Origin of the sequence: Paraliomyxa miuraensis, from assembly GCF_026337845.1 — a bacterium.
In the GTDB taxonomy this organism is placed as follows: domain Bacteria; phylum Myxococcota_A; class Polyangia; order Nannocystales; family Nannocystaceae; genus Paraliomyxa; species Paraliomyxa miuraensis.
In genome coordinates, this window is the sequence record NZ_JAOVZF010000158.1 from 329,786 (window position 1) to 355,333 (window position 25,548).

Genomic DNA, 25,548 nt, shown 5'->3' on the forward strand with positions numbered 1-25,548 from the left:
CGGAGTATAGAGGGTCTTGCCCGGACTATCATGCTCGCGCCCTCCGGGATTCGCATGACCGAGCGAGTCATCTTCCTCGACGTCGACGGTGTGCTCAACACCGCGAGGTCCCGTACCCTCGGCGAGGGCCGCTGGCGCGACCTCGACCCCCAGGCCGTGGCGCGCCTCGACCAGATCCTCGAGCGAGGCAGGGCCACCGTCGTGCTGTCCTCGGCGTGGCGCAAGGCCGTCGACCCCCAAGAAGTCCAGGCCCGGCTGGCCGAGAACGGATTTCGGGGCACGGTCCGCGACCGGATCCCCCTGCGCGAGGAGCACGATCCCGCCGTGCTCGAGCGCCTCGGCGAGACCAAGGTCGCCCGCGCGGGCGGGGCCTGGCCGCGCGGCTACGAGATCCAGCAGTGGCTCGACGCCCACCCCAAGGTGGCCGGGATCGTGATCCTCGACGAAGGCCACGACATGAAGCACCTCCAGCCGTGGCTGGTCGAGACCAACCACATCAGCGGCCTGCGCGACATCCACGTCGAGCGCGCGCTCGCCATCCTGCTCGGGCCTCCGCCGCCCCGCTCGCGATGACGGCTCGCGATGACGGCTCGCGATGGCCTCGTGCGCGACCACGCACGCGCTCACCCGTCGCACGCGCTCACCCGCCGCACGCGCTCACCCGCCGCATGCGTCGGGCAGGTTGCCGCTGATCTCCGCGCTCCCCGGCACGCCCCCCAGCTGCCCGAACACCGCCACCGGCTGGCACGTGGGCAGCAGCGGGTTGTCCTTGACGAAGAAGTCCGTGCCCACCGAGCCGAGCGACCCGAACGCCCCCATGGTGCTCAGCACCGGGTTGTCGCGAATCACGAATTGCTCGCCCACCGTCTGCAGCAGCGAAAACCCCTCCACGCTCTGCAGCCCGGGATTGTCGCTGAAGTAGAAGTAGGCCCCCGTCGACTGCAGGCTCATCGGCTGTCCCACCGCGAGCAGCCCCGGGCACTCTCGCACCTGGAAGCCCCCGCCCACGCTGGTGATCGACCCCAGCCCGATGAGCGTGGTGATCGCCTGATCATCGAGGATGATCACGTCCCCGCCCACCGCCGTCACGTTGCTCAGCCCTCCCAGCCCTTGCAGCACCGGGTCGTGCGCCACCACGAGCTTGCCCCCCACCGTCTGCACGGCCAACAGGCCGTTGATGTCGAGCAGGTTCGGGTTGAGCTCGATGCGTAGATCCGCCCCTACCGTCTGCACGCCGATGAGCCCGTCGATGTCGACCAGCTCCTCGTTGGTCGTCACGCGCAACAGATCGCCCACGCTGGTGATGCCGGCCAGGCCGTCCACGTGCTGCAGATCGTCGTTGTCGTTGACCGACAGGAACCCGCCCACCCCGGTCAGCCCCGCGAGCCCGTCGAGATCGAGCAGCGACGCGTTCCCGTCGATCCACAGCCCCCCGCCCAGGAACCCCGACACCCCCGACAGGCCGTCCACGTGCAGCAGCGCGTCGTTGTTCTCCACCACGAGGAAGTTGCCCACGCTGCCGAGCGCCGACAGCCCATCCACGTGCTGGATGAGCGGGTTGTCGATCAGCACCAGGTTGCTCCCCACCGCCGTCACGCTGCCGAAGCCATCGATGGACGGCAGCGACGCGCTGCCCTGGATCCACAGCGATCCTCCCACCGACTGCAATCCCGACAGCCCCGCCACCGAGGTCAGCTGCGGGTTGGCCTCGAGGCGCACGTCGCCCCCCGCCGCGCTCAGCCCCGCCAGGCCGCCGATGTCGAACAGGCTCGGGTTGTCGACGATGAAGATGCTCCCCGTGGGCCCGCCGAGCCCCGACAGCCCGAACAGATCGATGAGCGACGGGTTGCTCAGGATCACGATGTCGCCGCTGCTGCCCCCGACCCCCAAGAGGCCATCCACGAACAGCAGGCTGTCGTTCAGCCCCAGCTCGATCCCCCCCACCGTCCCCTGCAACAGCGGCACTTCGATGAACCCGAGCTCGTCGGCGTTCCACACGCGAAACCGCCCGCCCACCGTCTGCAGGCTCGGCAGCCACAGCTCGAACAGGCTGGGGTGATCCTCCACGAACAAGAAGTCCCCCACCTGCTCGAGCGACTCGAGCCCCGACACCGTCTGCAGCGAGGCGTTGTCGATGAGGTAGAGGTGCCCGCCGATCGTCTCGAGGTTGTGCAGCCCGTCGAGCCGCTCGATCGTGGGGTTGTGGCGCAGCTCCACGTTGCCCCCCACCTCGCGCAGGCACTCGAGCGTCGACAGCTCGAGCGCCTGCTGGAGGTCGAAGATGACCAGGTCGCCCGTGATCGTGCTGTGCCGGGGGTAGTCCAGCAGCTCCTGGTCGGTGTCGAGCAGCACGTTGCCCTGGAACGGCGTGGGATCGCAGCCCTCCGGTCCCGTGCTCGTGCTCGTGCTCTCGTCGACGATGGTGGTCGTGCCCGGGCCCGTCGACGAGGTGCTCGGGTCGACGGTGGTGGGCCCAAACGTCGTATCGAGCGGACCGACCGTCGTGGGCGCCGTGGTGCTGTCGGCCGGCCCGGTCGACGTACCCTCCGAGGACGAGCCACCCGTGCCCGCGAGCTGGAAGTCGAGATCGTTGCGCCCGCAGCCCCCCGGCAGGCACGCCGCAACCGCGGCAGAGAGGACGATCCGCTTCATCGCGGCCCCATCATAACCCGGGCACCGCGGGCCGCCGCCGACTGACGAGACCGAGCGATCCCCTGGGGCGCACAAGGTCGGAGCAAAACCCACACGATCTCCGCGCTCGATTTTCGGTATCGTCATGATCGAGCCGATGTCGACCCAGCCCCGCCTCGCGCCGGGGGAGCTGCAGTCACGGCTGCCCCCCGGCTGGCCCCGCTTCCTGGCGGCGGTGGTCGAGCATTCGCTGCGGATCGGGCTGCGTCGGCCGCGGGACTTCCTGCGCAGCTTCCCGCCGCGCTCGATCATGCGCGCGCTGGCCAACGACCCCGAGCGTCGCGGTCGTCTGCTCGAGGCCACCACCGGCGTGCGTCAGCGGATCGCGATCCGCAAGTCGCTCGACTCGGCCGCCGAGGATCTCCAGATCGCGCTCGACGAGCGCATCACCGATGCGGCCGCCGTGGTCTCGCTGCTCACCCCCGACGATCGCGTGCGGCTGTTCGACCGCAAGCAGCTGTGGGGGTTCGTCGTCGAGCCGGGCTATGGCAGCGGCGCGGCCGAGCACGGCGAGCGGATCCCCGCCATCCGCGAGCACACCAGCTTCGTGATCGAGCAGGCGTTGTTCGAGGGCTTGATCAGTCCTCGCGACATCATCAGCGCGATCTCGGTGCCCACGCTCGTCGAGCGCCTGCCGCGGGCCGAGCTGGCCACCCTGCTCGAGCGCATGCTCGAGGACGGCCGCGCCGGGGTGGCCTTCACCGACGACCTGCTGTTCCAGATGGTGCCCATGTCCACCATCGTCACCCACGTGCCCATGGCCACCCTGTGGGACTGGGTGATCACCGCCAAGATCGCGGCACCGCTGGGCCTGGTGCCCGATCCCATGGACTTCAGCTCCAAGGACGACGCGCTGTTCGACGAGCTCGCCGCCGCACCGTCCGAGGCCGACGACGAGGCGCGCGACGTCACCGTGATCATCGACGGCGACGAGGTGCAGGAGCCCACGAGGGCCGCGGTGCCGCTGCGCTCGTTCGGCGGCGGTCGCTCGGCCTAGCGCCACGCCTCAGGGCTGCCGCAGGCGGATGCAGACGATCCTCGCCCCATCCCAGGTCTTGCTCACCGCGGAGATGCTGTTCTTCTTGCCGTTGATCACCAGCCGCTCGTCGCCGAACGAGTCCCCCGGGGTCGAGCTCCAGTAGATCGACTTGCCCAGCATCTTGGCGTTCGCCATCGCGTTGAGCTCGCCGATGGTCGGCACGCGCCAGCTCTTCAGGCCGGCGACCTCGAGCTCGCTGCAGTAGGCCACCGCTCGATCGAAGCCGAGGTTGCCCGCACGCTCGGGTGCCACCAGGAACACGTCGAGCGCCCGCACCTCGCGGGCCTGCAGCGCCTCGGCCACCTCGGGAGGATCGTCGCCGGGATCGAAGGTCCGCGCGGGGATCGGCGGATCGCCGGGCGCAATCACGGCCAACGGACTCGGCCCGTCGCTCGGCCCATCGCCCGGCCCATCGCCCGTATGGCCGGGTTCGTCCCCGGCGGGTGGGTCCCCGATCTCGACATCGGCCTCGGCCTCGGCATCGGCCGGACCCGCCTTGGCATCGACGTCCGCGACGCCTTGCTCGGGCGCGTCGGCCTCGTCCTTGGCCGACGAAGCCGCCGGAGCGCTCGCGACCTTCTCGTCGTCACCTTCGTCACCCCCAACCAGCGAGATCACGAGCACCGCGGCAATGATCACCACCACACCTCCCAGGACGACCGCCAGCCCGGCGGGGCTTCCAAGGGCCCGTCCCATCCGGCCCCCCACCGTCAGCGGTGACTCGAAATCGGTCGCGGACTCGTCGGCCGAGACCGGCGCCGGCGTATAGCCAGCCATTGCATCCGACATGGATGGCGATTCCCCAAAGCCCAGGCTGCCTCCGGGATCGCTGCCGAGCTCCACCGGCGTCAGCGGCAGCGGACTCGATCCCTCCGCGTCGAGCAGGGCCGTCGCGCCCGGCATCGGCGGGCTCGCGGCCGGCATCGCCGGGCTCGCGGCCGGCATCGCCGGATTCGCGCCCGGCATCGGCGGGCTCACGGCCGGCATCGCCGGATTCGGACGCGGCAGCGGGTTGGCCGGCGCGGGCGTAGGCGGCAGCGGACTCGGCGCCATGGCCGAAGGCGGACGCGGGTCGGCCAGCGGTGAGCGAGCGACCGCCGTATGGTCCGCTCCCGTGTACTCCACCGGCGGGACCTCGTGCGCGACCGCCGTGTGGTCCGCTCCCGTGTACTCCACCGGCGGGACCTCGCGCGCGGCCTGGGTCATCTCGATCTGCGAGGTCGAGGCATAGGGATCCGCATTCTCCGGCTCCGTGCCCAGGCCCACCAGCAGCTGCTCGGGACTGGAGCCCCCCGGGCCCTTGCGCGGACGACGAATGGTCGTGTCCTCCACGTGCGGAACCGGTACCGACATGCCCCAGGTACGCGGTCGACCATCGGCGCGCCCGGTGACCATGCGCCGCAGCACCGAGACGATCCGCTCCTCCACCTCGCGCGGACGCTGGGTGTCGACCGCCAAGGTGAGCGTGCGACCAAAGGGCACGTCGTGGGATCGCAAGACCTCGCGCAGCGCATCGACGGCGTTGCGATCGAGCGAGTGGCTGCGGCACAGCACGAACAGGCCACGCCCTTGCTGCGCCGAGATCGCCCGGGTCAGGATCTCGGCGTCGGCATCCACGCCCACCACCAGCCGGACCTCGTGGCCGCGTGTCTCGAGGGCCTCGGCCGTCTCCCGCACCGCGGCCTCGTCCGACGCCGCGCAGCAGATGGCGACGGGTGGCGCGCCAGCATCTGCATCGGAGTGAGCGTCGGCCATGGGGGAGGCCCGCAAACGGCGTGCGGGCTCGAAATTATAGATCAACGGGCCGGCCGGCCCCAAAACCCCGAATGGCCTGAAAACCGCGTGGGATCGACAGCCTTCTGGTCACTCGAGCGGGATGCCCGGGCCCGGTCACGGGCCGGTCTCACCGAGGACACGAGCACCGATCAGGGCTCGGCGCGGCGGCGCAGGACGGCAAAACGACCGTAGGGACCGCGCTGAACCCTGATTCGCACGCCATGGTCGAGATCGGCGCGCTCGAGCAGGCGCTGGGCCTCGGAGGCCGAGCCCGCCGGCTGCTCCCCCACCCCCACCACCACGTCGCCCCGCCGCAGGCCGGCCTCGTCGGCCACCGACCCGGGCTCCACCGAGGTGATCACCGCCCCGCCATCGGGCGGCAGCCCCAGCGTGCGACGCACCCGGGCGTCCGGCTCCTCGAGCCGCAGCCCCAGCGGCTGAACGGCGGGCGCCGGCGTGGGCTTGGGCTTGGGCGCCACGCGGACCCGCCCGTCGGACCCGTCGCCGGGCAGCTCGCCCAGGCGAACCGAGAGCTCGTGGCTCTGGCCCTCGCGCCACACCTCCAGCGTCACCACGGCTCCGGGCCCGGCCTGCGCCACGGTGTTGCGAAAGTCGGCCATGTCGCGCACCGGTTGCCCGTCGAGGTTGGCCACGATGTCACCGGCGCGAATGCCCGCCGCGGCCCCGGGACCCGAGGAATCCACGTCGTCGATCAGCACCCCGTGATCGCCCTCGTACTCGAACGAGCGCGCGAGATCGGACGACAGCTCGCCCATCACCACGCCCAGCCAGCCGCGACGCACCACGCCATGGCTGATGAGCTGATCCTTGACCGCGCGTGCCATGCCCGAGGGGATCGCGAACCCGATCCCGCTGCTGCCCCCGTTGGGGGAGAAGATCGCGGTGTTGATGCCGACCACGCGACCGCGCAGATCGATGAGCGGACCCCCGGAGTTCCCGCGGTTGATCGCCGCATCGGTCTGGATGAAGTCGCCATAGTCGGTGATCCCCATGCTGCCGCGCCCCACCGCCGACACGATCCCCGCGGTGACCGAGCGCGAGAGCCCAAACGGGCTCCCCACCGCCAGCACCCACTGCCCCACCCGCAGCCCCGAGCCCTCGTAGAGCGACGCCGCCCGCAGCCCCTCGGCCCGGATGCGGATCACCGCGAGGTCGGTCTTGGGGTCGGTGCCCACCAGCTCCGCGTGCAGCTCGCGATCGTCGTGGAGCTGCACCTTGAGCGTGCCCGCGCCCTCGACGACGTGGTTGTTGGTGAGGATGTAGCCCGCCTCGTCGATGATCACCCCGCTGCCCATCCCGCGGGCCTCGCCCTTGGGCGCGAGCGGGCGCAGGAATTCGGGCAGCTCGGCCGAGGTGTCCTGCTCGTTGATCACCGAGACCACCGCGGGGGCAATGGCCTCCGCCGCACGCTCGAACGCCAGCTCGAGATCGGCCACCGAGGGCTCGGGCGCGGGCAGCTCCTCGGGCGAGAGCGAGGGGGCGCGCAGCGCGGCCGCCTGAGGCCCGTCGCCGCGAGCGACGGCTTCGTCGGGGGCCGTGCTCTCAGGCGCACCACGGGAGTGACACGCGCCGAGGGCGAGCACGAGGAGCAGCGACGGGGCGAGACGGTGGGACATGTCGACCTCCAAGGCGCCGGGAACGCGGCCGACCTCGAGTATAGCGGGCGACCGCGGGCGCGCCCGCCCCCTGTGGACGAACGAGGGGCGGGCCGCGGCCTCAGGCGACCGCCTTCACCGAGATCCGCCGCGGCTTGGCGCGCTCGGACTTGGGCAGCCGGACCTGCAGCACGCCGTCGTCGAGCGAGGCCTCCACGCGCCCCGCATCGACCTCCTCGGGGATGCGGAACACCCGGCGGAAGTCGCCCTCGCGTCGGGACAGCGCCAGCGCCTCGCCCTCGCGGATCACGTCGCGCTTGGCGAACACGGTCAGCTCGCCGCGCTCGAGGTCGATGCCCACGTCCTCTCGTCGCACGCCCGGAAGGTCGGCGACCAGGCGATACTCCTCGGCGTTCTCGAAGATGTCGACCGCGGGGGCGAGCACGGGCCGCTCGCCGCCCACCTCGTGCACGGGACGCGTGTCGATCTGATCATCGTTGGGGTTGGTCATGATTCTCGTCTCCTGGGGAAATCCGATGGTTGGTGTGGAACTGGACCGGAGCTGGACCGGGCTCACGCAGCAACGCTGCGCACCGTCACGCTGCGGGGCTTGGCGTCGGCCCGCTTGGCCAGGGTGATGGTCAGCACGCCCTGCTCCAGCGTGGCCTCGACCTTCTCGGGGTCGAGCTTGGACGGGAAGGTGAACGAGCGGGCGAGCTGCAGGCTCTCGCGCTCGCGGCGATGCACCGAGAAGCCCTCGGGCACCGCGACCTTGCGAACGCCACGAATCGCGACGGCATCCTCGGTGACCTCGACCTCGAGATCCTCGGCGCGCAGGCCCGGCACGTCGGCCACGAGGCGGTAGTGCTCGCCATCGTCGAGCACGTCGAACGCCAGGCCCGCGGTCGGTCGACGCTGCGGTCGCGCCCAGTCGGACAGCAGCGCGTCGACCTGGCGCTGGAGCTGGTGGAGGTCATGGTACGGATCGGCAACACGGAACAGCTGGCTGAACATGATGATCTCCTCGTCTGGTCGACGCGCACGCCCCAGTCGTGGATCGCAGGGAGGCGATGCGGCCGACCCGAAGTCTCGGCCCGAATTCGATCGGACCGCTTGGGTGGTTCGATGGTTGGTTGGTGCCAAGCGCCTCGAGCACCGGGCCCGAGGGTCGCTGGCGGCCCGGGAGTTTCGTCGCCCCCGGGTCGGTGCACATCCTGGGGACGTCCCTCGGGCTGTCAACCCCGGACGTCGTCACCCACGAGCACCGCGTCCTCCGCGTCCTCGCGCACGGCCACGCCCTCCCACACCACCACTTGGCGCAGGCTCACCCCCCGGGCCACCGTGGCCCGCTCGCCGAGCTGCACGTGGGGCCCCACCCGGGCCCCTGCCCCCACCCGAGCCCCCGCACCGATCCACACCGGTGGCACGAGCTCCGCCCCGTCCTCCACGATCGCCTCGGGGTGGACGCCGCGTAGCGCATGCTCGGCATGCGGCAGGTCGATGCCGCCATCGAGCACGTTCCACACGCCCTGCCGATAGCGCTCGGGGGTCGAGTGCTCCCACCAGTAGCGCTCGCTGACGAACCCGAACACCCGCCCCTCGGCCGCGGCCGCGCGGTAGGCGGTTCGCACCACGCACTGCTCGCCCTCGGGAGGAATCCGATCGAGGAAGCGAGGCTCGAGCACGTGCACCCCGGTGAACATCAGCGGACCGCCGAGCGGCTCGCGAACGACGGGGCTGCGCTCGCCCACCAGCTCCACCAGCCTCGCGTCGGCATCGAGGCGCAGCGGTCGCCCCCAGCGTCCCTCGGGATCGGGCCGCAGCACCATGGTGGCCTCGCCGCCGTGGGCCCAATGCGCCGCGAGCACGGCGTGGAGATCGAGCTCGAGCAGGATCTTGCCGTTGACCACCACGATCGGCGCCCCGTCCCCGGGATCGAACAGCGGCCGGGCCTGACGCAGCCCGCCCCCGGTGCCGAGGATCTGGCCGTGCTCGGGCGAGTAGCGGATGCGGACCCCGAGCGCCGAGCCATCGCCGAGCTCCGCCTCGATCTGCTCGCCGAGGTGATGGAGGTTGATCGCGATGTCCTCGATCCCGTGGTGCGCGAGCCAGCGCACGGCCCAGCGCACCAGCGGGCTGCCGCACACGGGCAGCATCGGCTTGGGACGCCGCTCGGTGATCGGCCCCAGGCGGGTGCCGAAGCCGGCGGCGAGGATCATGGCGCGAGCAGGGGGTACGGCACTCATGGTCATAGCTCCCACACGAGGATCTCGAGCAGCAACACGGCGGTGACCAGCCCCGCGGCCATCGCCGCCACCACGAGCAGGCCCCTCATCATGCCCGCGTGCTTCGAACGACGCACGTCGGCCTCGAGCAGCTCGCGCTCCTCCCCCTCGGGCATCGAGGCCCGCAGCTCGGCGATGGTGGCCTCGCCGTCGCGGGCATGGCTGCGGAGCATCAGCACCGTCATCGCCACGAGATAGAGGCCGCCGCCGCCGAACACGAACAGGCGCAGCCCGAAGATCCAGCGCAGCTTGTGCTCGCGCATCGCCAGCAGATCGCGCTCGCGCGTGGACAGCAGCAGCGGCGGGCCGTGGACCTCGACCGGCAGCGTGTCGATCACCCAGCGCTGCGCCATCGCCCGCGCCTGCGGCGGGAGCGTGCCCGCCTTCTCGGCCTGCTCGAGCGCGTCGAGATACCCGCGCTCGCGCTTCTCGTCCCAGGTGCGATCGTTGCGCGGCAGCGACAGGCGACCGCGCTGCTGCTCGAGCCCTTCACGCAGCGACGGCGGCGACGCCGGGCTCCGTGCCAGCACCCGCGCCACCGCGGTCGACTCCCCCGGTGCATTGGTGAAGTGATAGGCCTCGAGCTGCAGCAGACCCGAGAGCTGCGCCGGCGTGCTCCAGGGCCGCGCCGGCTCGCGGCCCTGGATCGGAGGATCGAACGTGTCGACCCACGCGCCGTCGGGATCGTAGACGTCGACGAACACGGGGCGCTTGGCCGACAGCCCCAGCGCCAGGACCTCGAGCTCGCCGCCCGGCTCGACCTGCAGGGGCTCCGTCGTCAGCAGCACCGCGCCCGCGAAGCTCACCAGTCGGATCTTCCGCTCGTGCAGCACCTTGGGCGGCGGCGGGGTGGCCGGCACGGGCTCGACCGCGGCCTCTCCCTCAACCGGCGGATCGGGCGGGTCCTTCACCGCAGGGTCCTCGGGGGCCGGCTCGGCCGCGGCCTCTTGCGGCGCGCGCAGCTGCACCAGCACCCGCAGCACCTCGGTGCTGAGCAGGCCGTGCACCAGGGCCAGGCCCGCCGCGTCGGTGTGCCCTTCCCACACCAGCGGTGGATCCTCCGCGTTGCCGCGTCGCTCGGCGAACTCGCCGTCCACCAGCCGCAGCGCGAGCGGCCCCGACCACGGCTTGCCCGCGGGCTCGGTCACCCGCACCATCAGCTCGTTCTCGAAGCCCGCGAGCACCCGCCGGCGCGGCCGCACGTCGATCTTCAGCGCCTCGGGCTGCGGGTCGCTGTCGTCGGCGTACTGCGACATCGACGTCGACACCACGTGACGCGCGGGCACGGGCGTGCGCTCGGCCACCACCTCGATCGGGATCCGCTCCACCCGCGGAGGGAACGGCGATGCCTCCACGTTCACGTCGAGGATCGCCGCCCCCGGTGTGAGCGAGGGCACCACGACCCGCCCCTGTGCCATCCCGCCCCCGTGCACGCGCGAGAGCGCACCGAGCTCGTGGCGAACGCCCCCTTGCTCCACCGCGATCGCCACCGATGCCTCGCCCACCTTGGTCGGCGACTCGGGGGTCACCTGCACCCGCATCGCCAGCGTCTCGCCGCCCACCCACTGCGGCTCGCCCTGCACGATCACCGCATGCGTGACCTGCTGCTGGGACACCCACAGGCTCAGGAGCAACGCCACCGCCAGCCCCAGCGGGCCCCCGATCACGAACAACCGACCGACGAGCGGACGCTCGATGGGCGAGGTGAGGAGCTCGATTTCTTCCTTGGACAAAGGGACCTCCCAGGAGGTGGAGCCGGTGTGGCCCAAGAGGCAGAGCCGGTATGGCCAACTGGCAGAGCCGGTGGTGGCGCCGGACCACGCTCGGGCACGGCGGCCGTGGCGGAGCGCGCACGATTATCGTATCGTCCCGCCCTTCATGAAAGTCAGCGTCATTGGAACGGGATACGTGGGCCTGGTCGCGGCGGCGGGCTTTGCCGACCACGGCAACGACGTGGTGTGCGCCGACATCGACGAGGGCAAGGTCGAGCGCCTGCGCCAGGGGGAGATCCCCATCTACGAGCCCGGGCTCGACGAGCTGGTCGAGCGCAACACCAAGGCGGGCCGCCTGCGCTTCACCACCAGCAATGCCGAGGCCGCACGACACGGCGACGCGATCTTCATGGCGGTGGGCACCCCCAGCGCCCCCGACGGCTCCGCCGACCTGAGCTACCTGTTCCAGGCCGCGGCCGAGGTCGGCAAGCACCTCGAGCACTACACGGTCATCATCAACAAGAGCACCGTCCCCGTGGGCACCGCCGAGCGGGTGGCCCGCATCGTTCGCGAGCACACCCAGCAGGAGTTCGTGGTCGCCAGCAACCCCGAGTTCCTCAAGGAGGGCACCGCGGTCGAGGACTTCATGCGACCCGATCGCGTGGTCATCGGCACCGACGACACCCGCGCCCGCGAGCTGCTGCGCCAGCTCTACAAGCCGTTCTTCCGCACCAACGACCGCATCGTGTTCATGGACGCCCGCTCGGCCGAGGTGACCAAGTACGCCTGCAACGCCTACCTGGCCACGCGCATCTCGTTCATCAACGACATCGCCAACCTCTGCGATCTGGTGGGGGCCGACGTGGGCTCGGTGCGGCAAGGCATGGGCATGGACCCCCGCATCGGCCCGAAGTTCCTCTACCCCGGGGTCGGCTACGGCGGCTCGTGCTTCCCCAAGGACACCCGGGCCCTCATCAACACCGCGCGCGAGCACGGCCTCTCGATGAGCCTGGTGGCCGCGGCCGAGCGCATCAACGAGGCGCAGAAGCTGGTCATGATCCGCAAGCTGCGGGCCATGATCGACGACGTGGCCGGCAAGACCTTTGCCCTGTGGGGGCTCTCGTTCAAGCCCAACACCGACGACGTGCGCGAGGCTCCGGCCCTGCGGGTCGCCCGCTCGCTGCTCAACGACGGCGCCAAGCTGCGGCTGCACGACCCCGAGGCCGGTCCCAGCTTCATGGCGGCGCTCGGCAACGGCAACGCGGACCGCGTCGAGCTTTGCACCGACGAGTACGCCGCGGCCGAGGGCGCCGATGCGCTGCTGCTCGTGACCGAGTGGCGCGAGTATCGGAGCCCCGACTTCGATCGCCTCAAGAAGCTGATGGCGCAGCCGATCCTCATCGATGGTCGCAACCAGTGGGACCGCGCCCGCCTCGAGGGCATGGGCTTCCGCTACGCTGCCATCGGTCGATGAAGCTGGCCCGATGAGCTGCGGCGCCCGATGAGCCGAGACGGTGCACCCGCGGACCGCGGTTGCCCGTGTTTGACGCGTGCGCGGGTGCGGGGCTATCGTCGCGCGCCATGATCCGCGTTCGCGGTATGCACAAGAGCTACCGCACGGGAAAGCTCGTCACCCCGGTGCTGCACGGGGTCGATCTCGACGTCGCCGACGGCGAGATGGTGTCGATCGTGGGTCCATCGGGGTCGGGCAAGAGCACGCTCCTGCACGCCATCGGCGGGCTCGACCGCGACTACGAGGGCACCATCGAGGTCGACGGCCGCGACCTCCGGGCCATGTCCGACGTCGAGCTCTCCGCCTATCGCAATCGACACGTGGGGTTCGTGTTCCAGGCGTTCAACCTGCTGCACCACCAGACCTGCGTCGAGAACGTGGCCCTGCCCGCGCTGTTCGCCCGCGGCGAGGGCATGCTCTCGCGCGAGCAGGCGCTGGACCGCGCCCGCGAGGTGCTCGGCCGGGTGGATCTGCACGACAAGGTCGACGCCCTGCCCACCACCCTCTCCGGCGGCCAGCGACAGCGCGTGGCCATCGCGCGGGCGCTGTTCAATCGCCCGCGCCTGATGCTGTGCGACGAGCCCACCGGCAACCTCGACTCCGTGATGGGCAAGGCCATCATCGAGCTGTTCCGGCGGCTCAACGAGGAAGACGGGATCACGCTGGTCGTGGTGACGCACGATCCCAAGATCGCCGCCTCGACCCAGCGCACGGTTCGGGTGCAGGACGGCCTGGTGCTCGAGGGGGCAGGCGACGCGCTCGAAGCCGAAGCGGCCGCGGCCGAGAATTCGAGCAACACCGCGGACGCCGAGGCGAGCGCCGAGGGCTCGGCCGACCCCGAGAGCGCGGACGTGCCCGAGGACCCGGCCGACGCGCCGGCGCAGGAGGCCCTCGCATGAGGAGCGCCCGCTTGTTCGCCCTGGTGCTCGCCAACCTTCGGCGCAGCCGCAATCACTTCTTGCTGGCCTCGATCGGCATCGTGGTGGGCATCGCCACCTTTGCGTTCTTCCTGGCGCTGGGCCTGGGCGTGCGCGCGGTGGTCCTCGGCAAGATCTTCCCCCTCGACAAGCTCGAGGTCGTGCCTCGCAGCCTCGAGGTCGACGTGGGCCCGCTGCGCATGGGCCTGGGCCAGGACGCGCTCGACGACGCCATGGCGGCCAAGCTCGGGGCGCTCCCCGGGGTCACCGCCGTCTACCCCAAGATGAAGCTCACCGTGGGCTCCATCGCCTACGGCGGCGAGTCCTTGTTCGGGGCCGACCTGCGCTCGGAGATCGTCGCCGACGGCATCGACCCCGCGCTCTTGGCCAGCGAGATCAACAAGGACGGCTACCAGTTCGTCGACCACGAGACCCCCGAGCGCCTCGCCGCCGAGCCCCCCAAGGCGTGCACGGCCGACGCCGAGTGCGGCGACAAGATGTACTGCGGCGAGCCGCCCGGCACCACCACCCCGCGCCGGGGAACCCGCAAGAAGCCCGGACCCGACGGCCAGCCCGACCAGCCCGAGCCCGCCAAGGTCTGTCGTCACTTCGTCCCCGTGATCGTCTCCCACCACGTGGTCGAGCTCTACAACGGCACCCTGCGCCGCGCTCACGGGTTTCCCCAGCTCAACCCCGATGCGGTGCGCGGCTTCACCTTCGACCTCATCATCGGCGAGTCGATGGTCGAGACCTCCAACCAGGACCAGGTGATCCACGATCGCGGGATGTTCGTGGGCTTCTCGGACAAGGCGATCCCGCTGGGCATCACCCTGCCGCTGGGCTACGTGCAGCGCTACAACGTGCGCTACAACGGCGAGGACGCCGCCCAGCGCTACCACTCCGTGATCCTGGAGATCCCCGTCAAGGACGACGTGGCCGCGGTCGCCAAGGGCGTGGAGGACCTCGACCTCAAGGTCAAGGACAGCGGGGCCGAGGAAGCCGCGCTGCTCATCGCCGTGTTCATGATGGTGTTCGGCCTGGTCAGCGCCGTGATCGTGGGGATCGCAGCCGTCAACATCATGCACGTGTTCTTCATGCTGGTGTACGAGCGCCAGCGCGAGATCGGCGTGATGCGAGCCGTGGGAGCCAGCCGCGGCGACATCGGCCGCATCATCCTGGGCGAGGCCGCCTCGCTCGGCACCATGGCCGGCACCGCGGGCATCGTCCTCGCCGTCACCGCCGGGACGATCTTCGATCACGTGTCGGCGCGCTACGTGCCCGACTTCCCCTACAAGCCGACCACCTACTTCGACTTTCCGTGGTGGCTCATCGTCGCCGCGCTCGGGTTCTCGATCAGCTTCTGCGTGCTCGGGGCCCTGCTGCCCGCCCGCCGCGCCGCCCACATGGAGCCGGCGCGGGTGCTCTCGGGCGCCTGACCCGAGTGCCCGCTGCGTCCGCGCCAGATCCCGACACGACCCGATGAGCCTGCGGGCCTCACCAGTCCACTCCCGCCCTCCCCCCAGCGACGCTACGATCCCGCCGTGCGTCCTCGCTTCAACACCAGCGGCCCCTGCATCCCGGACGAGCACTACATGCTCCCGCCGCAGCGGCGGCTGCACCACGTGCTCGAGCTCATCGAGGACCACCGCTACTTCACGCTGCATGCCGGGCGGCAGACGGGCAAGACCACCAGCGCGCGATGGCTGGTCGAGCACCTCAATCGCGGCGGTCTCTTCCATGCACTGTGGGTCGACGTCCAAGATGCTCGCGAGCTGAGCGATCCCGTCCGCGCCTTCGAACTCGTGCTCGACGATCTCGACCGCGCCGTGCGGCGCGACCTGCCGGATCTCGCGGCCCCCACCGGCCCCGCCCGCGAGCTCCACCCCCCGCGCAGCGCCATCCGCCGCTACCTCGAGGATCTCGCGGCCCGCGCCCCCCGGCCTCTCGTGGTGCTCCTCGACGAGGTCGATGGACTGGTCGGCGAGGCGATGGTCTCTCTGCTCACGCAGCTTCGCCAGGGCTACATCGACCGCGACCGCGTGCCCTTCCCCGCCAGCGTGGCGCTGGTGGGCATGCGACAGGTCCGCGACTACGTGCTGCGCCAAGAGGATCGGCATGTGCTCGCCTGGCTCGGCACCACCTCCCCCTTCAACATCACCGCCGAGGCCGCCACGCTGGGGCCCTTCGCGGAGGCCGAGGTGGGCGAGCTGTGCGACCAGCACACCTCGGCCACCGGCCAGCGCTTCGCCCCCGCGGCCATCGCTCGCATCTACGACCTCGGCCAGGGCCACCCGTGGCTGACCAACGCGCTCGCCGATCAGATCGTACGCCGCGACGTCAAGGACCGCGCCGTGGAGGTGACGGCGGAACACGTCGACGCCGCCAAGGAGACGATCATCCTCGAGCGACGCACCCACATCGACTCGCTGGTGGCACGCCTACGCGAGGAGCGAGTGCGGCGGATCGTGGCGCCGATGCTGGCGGGAGACCGCACCACCGAGGACGTGCTCGACGACGACTTCGCCTACGTGGCCGGGCTCGGGCTCGTCCGCCGCCGGGAAGGGCGCTGGGTCATGGCCAATCCCATCTACCAGGAGGTCGTCCCGCGCGCGCTCACGTATGTGCAGCAGGGGCAGATCGCCAACGAACCCGCTTGGTACGTGCGTCCCGACGGCTCGCTCGACGTCCCCAAGCTGATGGCCGACTGGCAGGACTTCTGGCGCGAGGATGGCCACCTCGCCGCCAATGCCTTCGGCTACCGCGAGGCTGGCCCGCACCTCATGCTCATGGCGTTCCTCCAGCGCATCGTCAACGGCGGAGGCACCATCGTGCGCGAGTACGGGCTCGGTCGCGGCGCGCTGGATCTGCTCATCGAGTGGCGAGGGCAGCGGCATGCCATCGAGGTCAAGCTGAGGCGGGGACCGACGACCGAGGACCGAGCGCTCGAGCAAGTGGCCCGCTATCTCGATCGACTGGGCCTTTCGGACGGATGGCTCGTGATGTTCGACCTACGCAAGGGCCCGAGCTGGGACGAGAAGATCACCCAGCGCGAGGTCGAGCACGACGGCAAGCGGGTCCACGTGGTGGGGTGCTGAGGCCCGAGTCCCTCGCGCCACGCCCTGCTCACTTGGACTCGGGCTTGGACTCGGGCGACCCAGCCGGCTCGGGCTCGCTGGCTCCCGCCGTCGCGCTCTTGCTCTGCCGCGCCTCCACGCACGCCACGCACGAGTCCTCGGCCTCGCCGCACTCGAGCTCGGCCTTGCGACACAGCCCCTGGTACTCCTCTTCACCCGGGTGCCGGTCGGCCACTTCGCACAGCTTCTCCTTGACCGTGCAGATGCTCGAGGCCAGCGAGCACAGGTCTTCGCAGACCTCGAAGCTGGCGTTGGAGGTGCTGGCCTTCTGCGCCTGCTCCACCGTCAACCGATCGAGCCGCGCCGCGAGGTCGCCGATGTTGTCGCCCTCGTCGCGCCCCTCGGGCTCGGCCCCGTCGGGCACGTTGCCGTTGCCTCCGGGCGGGACCGTGCCGCCTCCGGATGCACTCGGATTGCAGCCCAGCGGCGCCACCGAGCCCAGCGCGAGCGCGAGCGACCATGCTGCCTGCGAAGCACCCCTTCGTCGGTTCGCCTTCATGGTTCCAGCTCCTGGCGCAACTCCTGGCTCAGCAGGGACATCACCTCGATCGACCGCGCATAGCTGCCCGCGGCCAGGGCATCGTCGCCGGTCCGAACGGCCGCATCGCCGAGCACGATCAGCGCGCGGGCGGTGGCGCGATCCAGCGGCAGCGAGCGCTCCACCGCCAGCATGGGACCGAGCAGCTCGCGTGCCGCCGCCGCCCCGCGGGGAGCCTGCATCAGCTCCTCGCCCAAACGCGCGGCCAGATCGAGCCGCAGGATCTCGGCCTCGGCCAGGCCCGCAGGAACGGGCACGCCCAGACCTGCTCGCAGCGCGTCCACGCGGGCCTCGCCCGCGAGCGCATCGGCCCGCTCGTGCACGTCGGCGATCGCCCGCAGGTACACCAGCCCTTCGTCGGTGGGCGTGCTGGGCTCGATGATGTGCGTGCGCAGGGTGTCGTCGGGGCCTCCACGCTCGACGGCCCGCGGCGACGCGTTGCCTCCACCCGTGGATGGATCACAGGCCGCGAGACCGAGCGCCCACACCACCAACGTGCGGCGTCCCTTGGCCACTCGGCTCATGAGGCGGCTCATGGGTCGGATCATCACTCGGCTCCTCGTGCGGCCCGCAGCCGCGCCTCGTAGCGCTGCGCCAGCTCGCGGGCTCGGTCGCTCGGTGCGGCCGCGCCCTGCAGCTGCGCACGGGCGAGCTCACCGGCGCTCCGCAGATCGTCGCGGTCCTCCGGCGACAAGGGCGGCGCAACCGGCACGTGGAGCACCAGGGTCACGCTGGCCACCAACGCCAGGCTCGCCACCACGCCGCGCCAGCCGCTGGATGCGGCGTCGTTGGCCGCGGCCGGCCCGGGCTCGGCCACGATCGTCGGCAGCGCCGGGATCCTGGCCTCCACGCGCCGCCACACGCGATGACGCTCGAGCGCCGACAGCCCGTCGGCGGGCGGATCCCAGCGCGACAGCCCCACGAGCGTCGCGACCGTACGCACGTCGGCCGTACGCACGTCGGCCTCATGCACGTCGTCGTGCATGGATGGATCGCTGGCGACGAAGGTGAACTCCTCGTCGTCGGCCGGGTCCTCACCCAACGCGGCGAGCTCGGCATCGATGCGCGCCCGCTGGAGATCCGGCTGGAGATCCGCCTGGAGATCAGGGTCGTGGTTGGTCATGGGAATCCGAGCTCGCGCTGTGGACCGTCGCCGTAGCGCGAAACGTAGACCTTGCGAAACGCCTTGCAAGCGCGGAACAGCAGCACGTCGAGGGTACCGATCGAGACCTCCATGGCCTCGGCTGCGCGATCGCGAGCCATGCCCTGGACCAGCCGCAGCTCGAGCACCCTGCGATACCGCGGATTGATCTCCTCGAGACATGCATCGATGCGCTCGCGCATGAGGCCCGTGAGCTCTCGATGGGCCGCGAGCGTCTCCCCGTTCCACTCGCCCGGGTCGGGCACGAGCTGCTCGTACTCCGTGGGCCAGCTGCCCACGCGCCCCGACTTTCGCAAGTGATCGAGGCATAGGTTCTTGGCGATGCGAATGAGCCAGGGCAGCACGCCCTTGCCCTGCCACTGAAAGCGTCCGATGTTCTCGAGCGCGCGCACGAACGTGTCCGCGAGCAGGTCCTCGGCCAGCACGCGATCGTGGACCAGCGGAAGGATCGCGTAGCGATGCACGGCCGGAGCGAAGCGCTGGTACAGCGCCCGAAAGGCCGCGGTGTCGCCCGCCTGGGCACGCACCACGAGGGCACGTTCTTGCTCTCGCTGCTGCTCATCGCTGGGGGTGGTGTTCACGTGGGTGTGCTCGGCCGGCCTCATCGTCGCGGCGCCTGCGCAAGAAAGCGCCACTTCGAAGGCCATGGGCGCAGGGCACACAGGGAAACATCGCTCCTCGGCCCAAGCAACGGGGTCCCTCCCCGCGACTTACACGCTCCTCTCCTGGCCCCCGGCCCCGGCCGCCGGCGAGCGGCCACGAAACAGCGATCCGCTCCATGGCGTCCAAGACGGCGCACCCGCGGGCCTCCCCTACATGCGCTTGACCCCGGTGGAGCACGGCGGTATCCGCCGGGTGCGTTCGACAGGGTCACCGGGTCTCGAACGAGGGGTTAGCCGTGCACCTTCTCACGAACATCGCCGCTCTACTCCTGTTCGCTCCTGCCTCCGCCCCGACGCCCGCGCCGGGCCCCGCTCCCATCGCCGATGCACCCGCCGACGATGCGACCACCAGCCCCACCGCGGCTCCCGCTCCCATCGAGTTGCCGCCGGTCGAGATGACCGGCCTGTCCGACGACTACGTGCCCCCGTTCGACAGCGATCCGCTCGAGCTGTCGGAGGTGCTCGAGCGCTCGCTCGAGACCAACCTCGACCTGGCCGGCAACGCCATCGACATCCAGATCACCGAGGCCCAGGTCCGCGCCGCCCTCGGAGCCTTCGACGTGTTCATCACCGCGGGGGTCAACGGCAGCATCTCCGAGTCCCCGCAGCGCGGCTCGGCATTCGCCTTTGCCCTCGGCTCGCGCTCGGTGGGGGCCAACTTCGGCGTGTCGCGCAATCTCGAGACCGGCGGCAACGTCAACTTCACGGTTCGGGCCACGCGAACCCTCACCGAGCAGCCGCTGAACTTCTTCGACGCCAACGCGGGCTCCTATCAGCTCGCCAGCTATGCGCTCGTGCCCACGCTCACCGTCAGCCATCCGCTGCTGCGCGGGGCCGGGCTGCGGGTCAACCGGGCCGACATCAATCGCGCCCGCATCGCCGTGAGCCAGGCCGAGGCCCAGCGACAGATCACCGCCCAGAACATGGTGCGCGACATCATCAGCGCCTACTGGGACCTCCTGTTCGCCCATCGCGATCTCGAGAACAAGCGCCGCAGCGTGGGTCTGGCGCAGCGACAGCTCGAGCGCACCCAGGCGCTGGTCGCCGCCGGGCGACAGTCGCCGGTCGACGCCAAGGCGGTCGAGCAAGCCCTCGCCGCCCGCGAGAGCGACGTGATCAACGCCGAGAACGGCCTGCTCGTGGCCAGCCTCAACCTTCGCACCCTGATGGGCGAGTCGCTGGCCGATCAGAGCACGCTGGGCGTGCTGCCCATGACCGATCCGGTGGTGCAGCCTCGTCCCGTCGACATCAAGTCCGAGCTCGACAACGCCCTGGCCAACAACGCCCAGATTCGCCAGCTCCAGCTCGGGATCGAGAGCCGCCGCATCGACGAGCTGGTGGCCGCCAACAATCGCCTGCCCCAGCTCGACGTCAGCGGCAGCTTCACCCCGCAGGGCCGCAGCGTCGACAGCGTCCCGGATACCACCACCGGCGAACCCGGCACCCAGGGCAGCTGGCCCGAGGCGTTCCGCAACATCTTCAGCAGCGACATCCGCGATGGCGTCCTCGCCGACTGGACCCTGAGCGGGCAGATCAACCTCACCTGGGACGTACAAAACCGCGGACCCAAGGGACAGCACGAGGCGGCGCGGCTGCAGATCAAGAAGGCCGAGCTCCAGCTCGACCAGGCGCGGCAGCAGGTGGCGGCGGGCACCATCCAGTCCGCCAACTCGCTGCGCACCGCGGCCAAGGTCATGGAGGTGGCGGAGATCTCGCTCGAGCTCGCCAAGGACAACCTCGAGGCGGAGCAGGCGCGCTTCGACGTGGGCCGCTCCACCAACTACGACGTGCTCCAGCGGCTCGACCAGGTCGATCAGGCCGCTGCACAAGCGCTCAGCGCGCAGATCAGCTACCTCAAGGCCTTGGTCCAGCTTCAGGCGCTCAACGGTGAGATCCTGCCGGCCTACGGCATCGACCTGCAGTAGCCGGCCGCCGCCACCGCGGAGGTCATTCGTTCAGCGGCCCAGCCATTCGAGTTGTCCCCCGTTGGGGGCGCGTGATAGCGTTCTGGCTCGACCCGTGGGGTGATTCGCGCTCACCAAGACCACGGTCTCAGGGGAAGTCACATGTCCGCATCCGAGATCGCCGACAACAAGTGGGAGCTCCAGGCCTCCAAGCCGCCACTGGGCAGCGCGGGGGGCATCATGCAGCTGATCTTCATGGCCGGCTTCTGCGGCGTCTTCCTCTATCTGATCATCTTCTCGATCATCGGGGCCGTCACGCCCAAGCCGGAGGACGGCGGCCTCGCAGGCCAGTACAAGAACATGAAGGTCGAGGGGACGAAGGCCGAGGGGACGAAGGCCGAGGCCGAAGAGTAGGGCTCGCCTCGCGCTCGTCCCCGAGACGCCTTGGTCTACCCATGGCGTCTCGGGCTCGGTACACAAGAGCTCATGTCGGGCTCGCGTGTGGTTCATAGCGGTGATCTGCCCTGGGAGTCGGGCGGAGAGGGTGATCTGTTCGCCCATCGTCGACGTCGGCTGGCCATGGCTGCCGGTGGGCATGGCCTGGGCTGCAGCATGATGGAGCTGGACCCGGGCAAGACTGCGTGGCCGTTCCACTATCACCACGCCAACGAAGAGGCGATCTACGTGCTGCACGGCGAAGCCACCCTGCGCCTGGGCACCGAGCGCATGCCGCTGCGAGCGGGCGACTACGTGGCGTTTCCGACCGGCGCCGACCATGCGCACCAGCTCACCAATACCGGGGTCGAGGTGGTGCGCTACCTCGTGATCTCGACCATGGTCGTCCCCGACGTGTGCGTCTACCCCGATGCTCGCAAGGTGGGGGTGGTGGGCGCACTGCTCGACGACGAGGGCCAAACCCGGCGGGTCGTCACCTATCCGCTCGAGGCCGAGGTCGGGTACTGGGCGCGCGAGATCACCAAGCGCGACCCCGGCCGCACGACCGAGCCCTCGACTCCACGGCAGGACCATCGGCCCGACGATCGCAAGGCCAAGCTCGACGAGATCGTGGAGTCCGAGCTCGAGGCGCTCAAGCGCAAGCTCCAGCAAGAGTCCTCGGTGGCGCACGAGGATCTCGACGCCCTCGAGCGCAAGCTCGATGGCTGAGTCCGCCTCGATCGCATCAGCTCTGGGGCAAGCGCACCGGGACCATCGTCGTCCCCGGCTGGCCCAGGGTCAGGCCCCGAACCTCGAACCGACGCTCGCGCTTGAACACCCGCAGGCGATAGCTGCCCGCGGGGGGCTCCTCGACGCTCCAGACCCCCTGATCATCGGTCAGGGTGGTGATCTGTACGGCCTCACCGCCGCCGTCCTCGCGCTCGAGGAACACGGTGGCGCGCGAGAGCGGCGCCGCCGTCTCGGCCGCGACCACCTGCCCCAGCACGCACGAGCTCGTCTGTGCGCAGCGAGCCCGTACGAACGTGACACCCCCCCGATGACCGGGCCCAGCGGGGGGATTGGGGGCCGCGGGGGCCCGACAGGCCGAGCCAAGCATCAGCACGACGAACAGCGACGCTCTCTCGATGGTGCGCATGCGGACGCTCCTCGGGCCACTGCCATCGCCGACCCCGTTTCCCACGCTACCGGGGCTCGAGGGGCACGTCCAGCGATGACCGGACTCGCACGGGGAGAACGGAGCCTCGCGGGAGGTCTTTCACCCGCGGGAACGGCGACCCCGCGGGTCGGGCCACCGCCCTTTGCACGGGCGTGGGTGCCATCGTAGGCTGGGACACGAAACGAGGTCCCCCGATGGTCGGAATTCGACGTGCATTCGCCCTCCTGCTCCTCGGCTTCTACGTCACGCAGTTCGCGATGACGGCGGGGCTCGGACCCGACGAGACCTTCGCCGCCTACCTGGGCCTGGCCCTGTGCTACGGGCTGGCGTTCGTCGGCCTCGCGGCCGAGTGGTTCTGGGCCCGGTGGTTTGCCATCGGCGTGGGCAACTTCGGCTCGCTGATCCTGCTGGTGTTGATCAAGGTGGGGATGGAGCCGCTCATCGCGTTCTTCGGCTTCACGCACCTGGCGATCTGGCTGCTGCTGCTGGGCGAGGGCATGGCCGCCCGCTACGAGCACTCCGAGGCCACGGCCGAGCGCTGGAACTTCCAGGAGGAGTCGCTCATCCTGATGCGCCGCGCGGTCAAGTCCGCCGGCACCACCCTGCCCTTCCTCATCCTCTACGCCCTGGCGCCTCAACCGGAGGGGCTGCAGCTGGTCGCGCTGGCCCTGGGCGTGGGCGGCCTCTGGGGCTTGGTGCGTGGGCGCACGTGGGGCGTGCTGGCCCTGGGTGGCGCGGGCTTCATCGCGCTGGCCGACGGCCTGGGCTGGCTGGGGGTGCCGGTCACGAGCTACCTGCTCATCACCCCCACCGGCTCGCCCATCATCTACGGCCCGCTGGGGGGGCTGATGGCCGCCATCTTCCTGCTGATGGTGCCGCTCATCTACGGTCGCCCCATGCTCCGATACCTGCGCGCGAGCCGAGCCTAACCCGGCGGTCACGGACGCCGAAGCAAGGAGGCGGAAGAGCCCTGGGCTCTCCGCCTCCTTGCTTCTTCGGCCGCCGTCGGATCTCGCTTGCAGGTACCAAGCCGCCGCCGGGCCCGGCGTATCCTGCCCGCGATGCTCGCTCCGACGATCCATCGAGGCACGCTCGGGCTGCTGCTGGTCCTGCTCGCGGCTGCGCTCACCGCCTGCGCCCTGCCCCGTCGGGCCCAGGCCAGGCCCCCCGGCAGCTCGGCGCCCGTTCGCTACCGCGTGGAGATCCCCGCGCCCCATCGCCAGTACGTGCACGTGGCGATGGACGTCACCTCCCCTTCGGGGCGCCACGCCCAGGTGGCGATGCCCGCCTGGACTCCCGGCTCCTATCTCATCCGCGACTTTGCCCGGCACGTGTACGACCTGCGAGCCGAGGACGACCGCGGCCGTGCGCTGGAGACCCGCCGCCTCGACAAGCAGACCTGGCGCGTCGAGCACGGCGGTCGCCCCTTCACCGTGCGCTACCGAGTGTTTGCCGCCGAGCCCAGCGTGCGCACGAGCCACGTCGACGACCAACACGCCAGCCTCGTGGGCGCCTCGCTGTTCCTCTACGTGATGGGCGAGCAGAGCCGGCCGTCCGAGGTGGAAGTGATGCTGCCCGCGGGATGGTCGGCTCACACCGCGCTCGCGGCCGATCCCACCGCCAGCGACGGCGTGGTCCGCTTGACGGCGCCCGACTACGACACGCTCGTCGACTCGCCCATCGAGCTGGGCACGCCGGCCGTCGAGCGCTTCGAGGTGGACGGCGCCCAGATCGAGTACGTGCTGACCGGCGCCGAGGGCACGGCGATCGAGCTGCGCCGCCTGGTCGACGACGCCAGGCGCGTGGTGGAGGCACAGGGAGAGCTGATGGGAGGCCTGCCCTTCTCCCGCTACGTGTTCCTGCTGCGGGTCTCCGAGGTCGGGGGCGGCGGGCTCGAGCACGCGAGCAGCACCTCGATGATGATGCGCCGCGCCGACTTCGACCGTGACGACGGCTACGCCCGCGCGGCTCGGCTCGCGGCCCACGAGCTGTTCCATGCCTGGAACGTCAAGCGGATCCACGACCGTGCGCTGGGGCCGTTCGACTATGGGCGCGAGAACCACTCGCGGCTCTTGTGGCTGCACGAGGGCTTCACCGAGACGATGGAGGCGCAGAGCCTGTTGCGCGCGGGCCTGGTCGAGCCCCACGACTACGTGCGCGAGCTCGGCCAGCGCTTCAGCAGCTACCTGGGCAAGCCAGGCCGCAACTACGCGCCGCTGTCGTCGCTGTCGTTCGACGCCTGGACCAAGGCCTACATGCCGGCCGACAACCACCCCAACGTGGCCATCAGCTACTACGAAAAGGGCGACTTCGTGGGCATCGCGCTCGACCTCGAGCTGCGGCTGCGCGCCGCCTCGCATGGGCACGAGGGGTCGCTCGCGGGGCTGTTTCGGCGCCTGATGGCCAGCCACGGGGCCAAGGGCCGGGGAATCTCGGCCGACGACGTGGTGGCGGCCACCAGCGCCGAGGCCGGCGAGGACATGGCGTGGTTCTTCGCGCGCTACGTGGACGGGACCGAAGAGCTGCCGCTGCCCGAGCTCCTGCCCCGCGTGGGGGTGGACGTGAAGATCTCCGCCCCCTGGCTCGACGACGACGGCAAGGTCCTCGACGTGCTCGGCCGCACCCAGCGACTGGAGCGGCTGCACACCGGGCTGCAGCTCTCGGGCAACGCCGAGGTGCGCAACGTGGAGCCCGACTCGCCCGCCGATCGAGCGGGGCTGATGCTCCACGACGTGGTGGTGGCGGTGGACGGGCTGCGGACCTCCACCCGCAGCGCGGTCGAGGCCCGCCTGGCCGACCACGTGCCCGGTGAGTCGGTGCGGATCGCGTTGTTCCGCGGCGAGCGGCTGCTCGAGCGCACGCTGACCGTGGCCGAGAGCACCGCTCGCACGATCGCGCTGTCGCTACGGCCGCAGGCCGAGCTGTCGGCCGAGCAGCAGCGCCTGCGGCAGGCGTGGCTGGGTGGCGAGTAGACGGCGACGTTCGAA

23 protein-coding genes are annotated in these 25,548 nt (G+C 70.7%); 11 read left to right on the forward strand and 12 right to left on the reverse strand.

The features are described 5' to 3' along the window. Positions 1-54 precede the first annotated feature (54 nt). Entirely contained in the window at positions 55-573 is a 519-nt protein-coding gene (locus OEB96_RS30680) for an HAD domain-containing protein (protein ID WP_266220350.1), read from the forward strand. An 84-nt stretch (positions 574-657) separates the two neighbouring features. Here OEB96_RS30680 and OEB96_RS30685 read toward each other — a convergent pair whose 3' ends face one another. Beyond that, complete coding sequence (locus OEB96_RS30685) at positions 658-2,652, reverse strand: receptor L domain-containing protein (RefSeq protein ID WP_266220351.1); 1,995 nt, start codon at positions 2,650-2,652, stop codon at positions 658-660. A 136-nt stretch (positions 2,653-2,788) separates the two neighbouring features. Here OEB96_RS30685 and OEB96_RS30690 point away from each other — a divergent pair, with 136 nt between their 5' ends. Beyond that, positions 2,789-3,688 (forward strand): hypothetical protein, encoded by a 900-nt coding sequence (locus tag OEB96_RS30690; protein WP_266220352.1) that lies wholly within the window; start codon positions 2,789-2,791, stop codon positions 3,686-3,688. 9 nt (positions 3,689-3,697) lie between these two features. On the opposite strand, the gene OEB96_RS30695 is transcribed toward OEB96_RS30690, so the two are convergent. The 6 genes from OEB96_RS30695 to OEB96_RS30720 all read right to left on the reverse strand — a co-directional run bounded on the left by OEB96_RS30695 (position 3,698) and on the right by OEB96_RS30720 (position 11,140). Further along, the gene (locus OEB96_RS30695; protein ID WP_266220353.1) at positions 3,698-5,485 is read right to left on the reverse strand and encodes a hypothetical protein; all 1,788 of its coding nucleotides are present in this window, start codon (positions 5,483-5,485) and stop codon (positions 3,698-3,700) included. 170 nt (positions 5,486-5,655) lie between these two features. Continuing rightward, positions 5,656-7,143 carry a trypsin-like peptidase domain-containing protein gene (locus OEB96_RS30700; RefSeq protein WP_266220354.1) on the reverse strand — a complete coding sequence of 496 codons (1,488 nt, stop codon included), beginning with the start codon at positions 7,141-7,143 and terminating at the stop codon, positions 5,656-5,658. Positions 7,144-7,243: 100 nt separating this feature from the next. Beyond that, a complete protein-coding gene (locus tag OEB96_RS30705; protein WP_266220355.1) occupies positions 7,244-7,633 on the reverse strand; it encodes an Hsp20/alpha crystallin family protein in 390 nt (129 codons plus the stop codon). 62 nt (positions 7,634-7,695) lie between these two features. Then, complete coding sequence (locus OEB96_RS30710) at positions 7,696-8,136, reverse strand: Hsp20/alpha crystallin family protein (RefSeq protein ID WP_266220356.1); 441 nt, start codon at positions 8,134-8,136, stop codon at positions 7,696-7,698. A 221-nt stretch (positions 8,137-8,357) separates the two neighbouring features. Further along, positions 8,358-9,368, reverse strand: coding sequence for a nucleotidyltransferase family protein (locus tag OEB96_RS30715; protein ID WP_266220357.1), 1,011 nt, complete (start codon positions 9,366-9,368; stop codon positions 8,358-8,360). Positions 9,369-9,370: 2 nt separating this feature from the next. Beyond that, positions 9,371-11,140 carry a hypothetical protein gene (locus tag OEB96_RS30720; protein ID WP_266220358.1) on the reverse strand — a complete coding sequence of 590 codons (1,770 nt, stop codon included), beginning with the start codon at positions 11,138-11,140 and terminating at the stop codon, positions 9,371-9,373. 145 nt (positions 11,141-11,285) lie between these two features. On the opposite strand from OEB96_RS30720, the gene OEB96_RS30725 reads away from it, so the two are divergent. From OEB96_RS30725 to OEB96_RS30740, 4 genes are all read left to right on the forward strand, one after another. Next, positions 11,286-12,593 (forward strand): UDP-glucose dehydrogenase family protein, encoded by a 1,308-nt coding sequence (locus OEB96_RS30725; protein WP_266220359.1) that lies wholly within the window; start codon positions 11,286-11,288, stop codon positions 12,591-12,593. A 107-nt stretch (positions 12,594-12,700) separates the two neighbouring features. Continuing rightward, complete coding sequence (locus OEB96_RS30730) at positions 12,701-13,531, forward strand: ABC transporter ATP-binding protein (protein ID WP_323137448.1); 831 nt, start codon at positions 12,701-12,703, stop codon at positions 13,529-13,531. After that, positions 13,528-14,985 (forward strand): ABC transporter permease, encoded by a 1,458-nt coding sequence (locus OEB96_RS30735; RefSeq protein WP_266220360.1) that lies wholly within the window; start codon positions 13,528-13,530, stop codon positions 14,983-14,985. Before OEB96_RS30730 ends, OEB96_RS30735 begins: the two co-directional genes overlap by 4 nt. A 105-nt stretch (positions 14,986-15,090) precedes the next feature. Further along, positions 15,091-16,644, forward strand: a complete 1,554-nt coding sequence (locus OEB96_RS30740) for an ATP-binding protein (protein WP_266220361.1) — start codon at positions 15,091-15,093, stop codon at positions 16,642-16,644. A gap of 28 nt (positions 16,645-16,672) precedes the next feature. On the opposite strand, the gene OEB96_RS30745 is transcribed toward OEB96_RS30740, so the two are convergent. From OEB96_RS30745 to OEB96_RS30760, 4 genes are read right to left on the reverse strand one after another with little or no spacing between them, the layout of a single operon-like run. Then, complete coding sequence (locus OEB96_RS30745; RefSeq protein ID WP_266220362.1) at positions 16,673-17,182, reverse strand: hypothetical protein; 510 nt, start codon at positions 17,180-17,182, stop codon at positions 16,673-16,675. Further along, complete coding sequence (locus OEB96_RS30750) at positions 17,179-17,757, reverse strand: hypothetical protein (protein WP_266220363.1); 579 nt, start codon at positions 17,755-17,757, stop codon at positions 17,179-17,181. The genes OEB96_RS30745 and OEB96_RS30750 overlap by 4 nt, the downstream gene beginning before the upstream one ends. Before the next feature lie 11 nt (positions 17,758-17,768). Beyond that, positions 17,769-18,344, reverse strand: a complete 576-nt coding sequence (locus tag OEB96_RS30755; RefSeq protein WP_266220364.1) for a hypothetical protein — start codon at positions 18,342-18,344, stop codon at positions 17,769-17,771. Then, positions 18,341-18,988, reverse strand: a complete 648-nt coding sequence (locus tag OEB96_RS30760) for an RNA polymerase sigma factor (RefSeq protein WP_266220365.1) — start codon at positions 18,986-18,988, stop codon at positions 18,341-18,343. Before OEB96_RS30760 ends, OEB96_RS30755 begins: the two co-directional genes overlap by 4 nt. Before the next feature lie 293 nt (positions 18,989-19,281). On the opposite strand from OEB96_RS30760, the gene OEB96_RS30765 reads away from it, so the two are divergent. The 3 genes from OEB96_RS30765 (at position 19,282) to OEB96_RS30775 (ending at position 22,113) form a co-directional block, all read left to right on the forward strand. Further along, positions 19,282-20,970 (forward strand): TolC family protein, encoded by a 1,689-nt coding sequence (locus OEB96_RS30765; RefSeq protein ID WP_266220366.1) that lies wholly within the window; start codon positions 19,282-19,284, stop codon positions 20,968-20,970. Positions 20,971-21,111: 141 nt separating this feature from the next. Next, positions 21,112-21,363 carry a hypothetical protein gene (locus tag OEB96_RS30770; RefSeq protein WP_266220367.1) on the forward strand — a complete coding sequence of 84 codons (252 nt, stop codon included), beginning with the start codon at positions 21,112-21,114 and terminating at the stop codon, positions 21,361-21,363. Positions 21,364-21,435: 72 nt separating this feature from the next. After that, a complete protein-coding gene (locus OEB96_RS30775) occupies positions 21,436-22,113 on the forward strand; it encodes a cupin domain-containing protein (RefSeq protein ID WP_266220368.1) in 678 nt (225 codons plus the stop codon). 16 nt (positions 22,114-22,129) lie between these two features. On the opposite strand, the gene OEB96_RS30780 is transcribed toward OEB96_RS30775, so the two are convergent. Then, a complete protein-coding gene (locus OEB96_RS30780; protein ID WP_266220369.1) occupies positions 22,130-22,540 on the reverse strand; it encodes a carboxypeptidase-like regulatory domain-containing protein in 411 nt (136 codons plus the stop codon). A 215-nt stretch (positions 22,541-22,755) separates the two neighbouring features. Between OEB96_RS30780 and OEB96_RS30785 the strand changes: the two genes are divergently transcribed. Together OEB96_RS30785 and OEB96_RS30790 are read left to right on the forward strand one after the other, a co-directional pair. Beyond that, positions 22,756-23,490, forward strand: a complete 735-nt coding sequence (locus OEB96_RS30785) for a hypothetical protein (RefSeq protein WP_266220370.1) — start codon at positions 22,756-22,758, stop codon at positions 23,488-23,490. Positions 23,491-23,622: 132 nt separating this feature from the next. Further along, a complete protein-coding gene (locus tag OEB96_RS30790) occupies positions 23,623-25,533 on the forward strand; it encodes a M61 family metallopeptidase (protein ID WP_266220371.1) in 1,911 nt (636 codons plus the stop codon). The last annotated feature ends 15 nt before the right edge of the window (positions 25,534-25,548 follow it).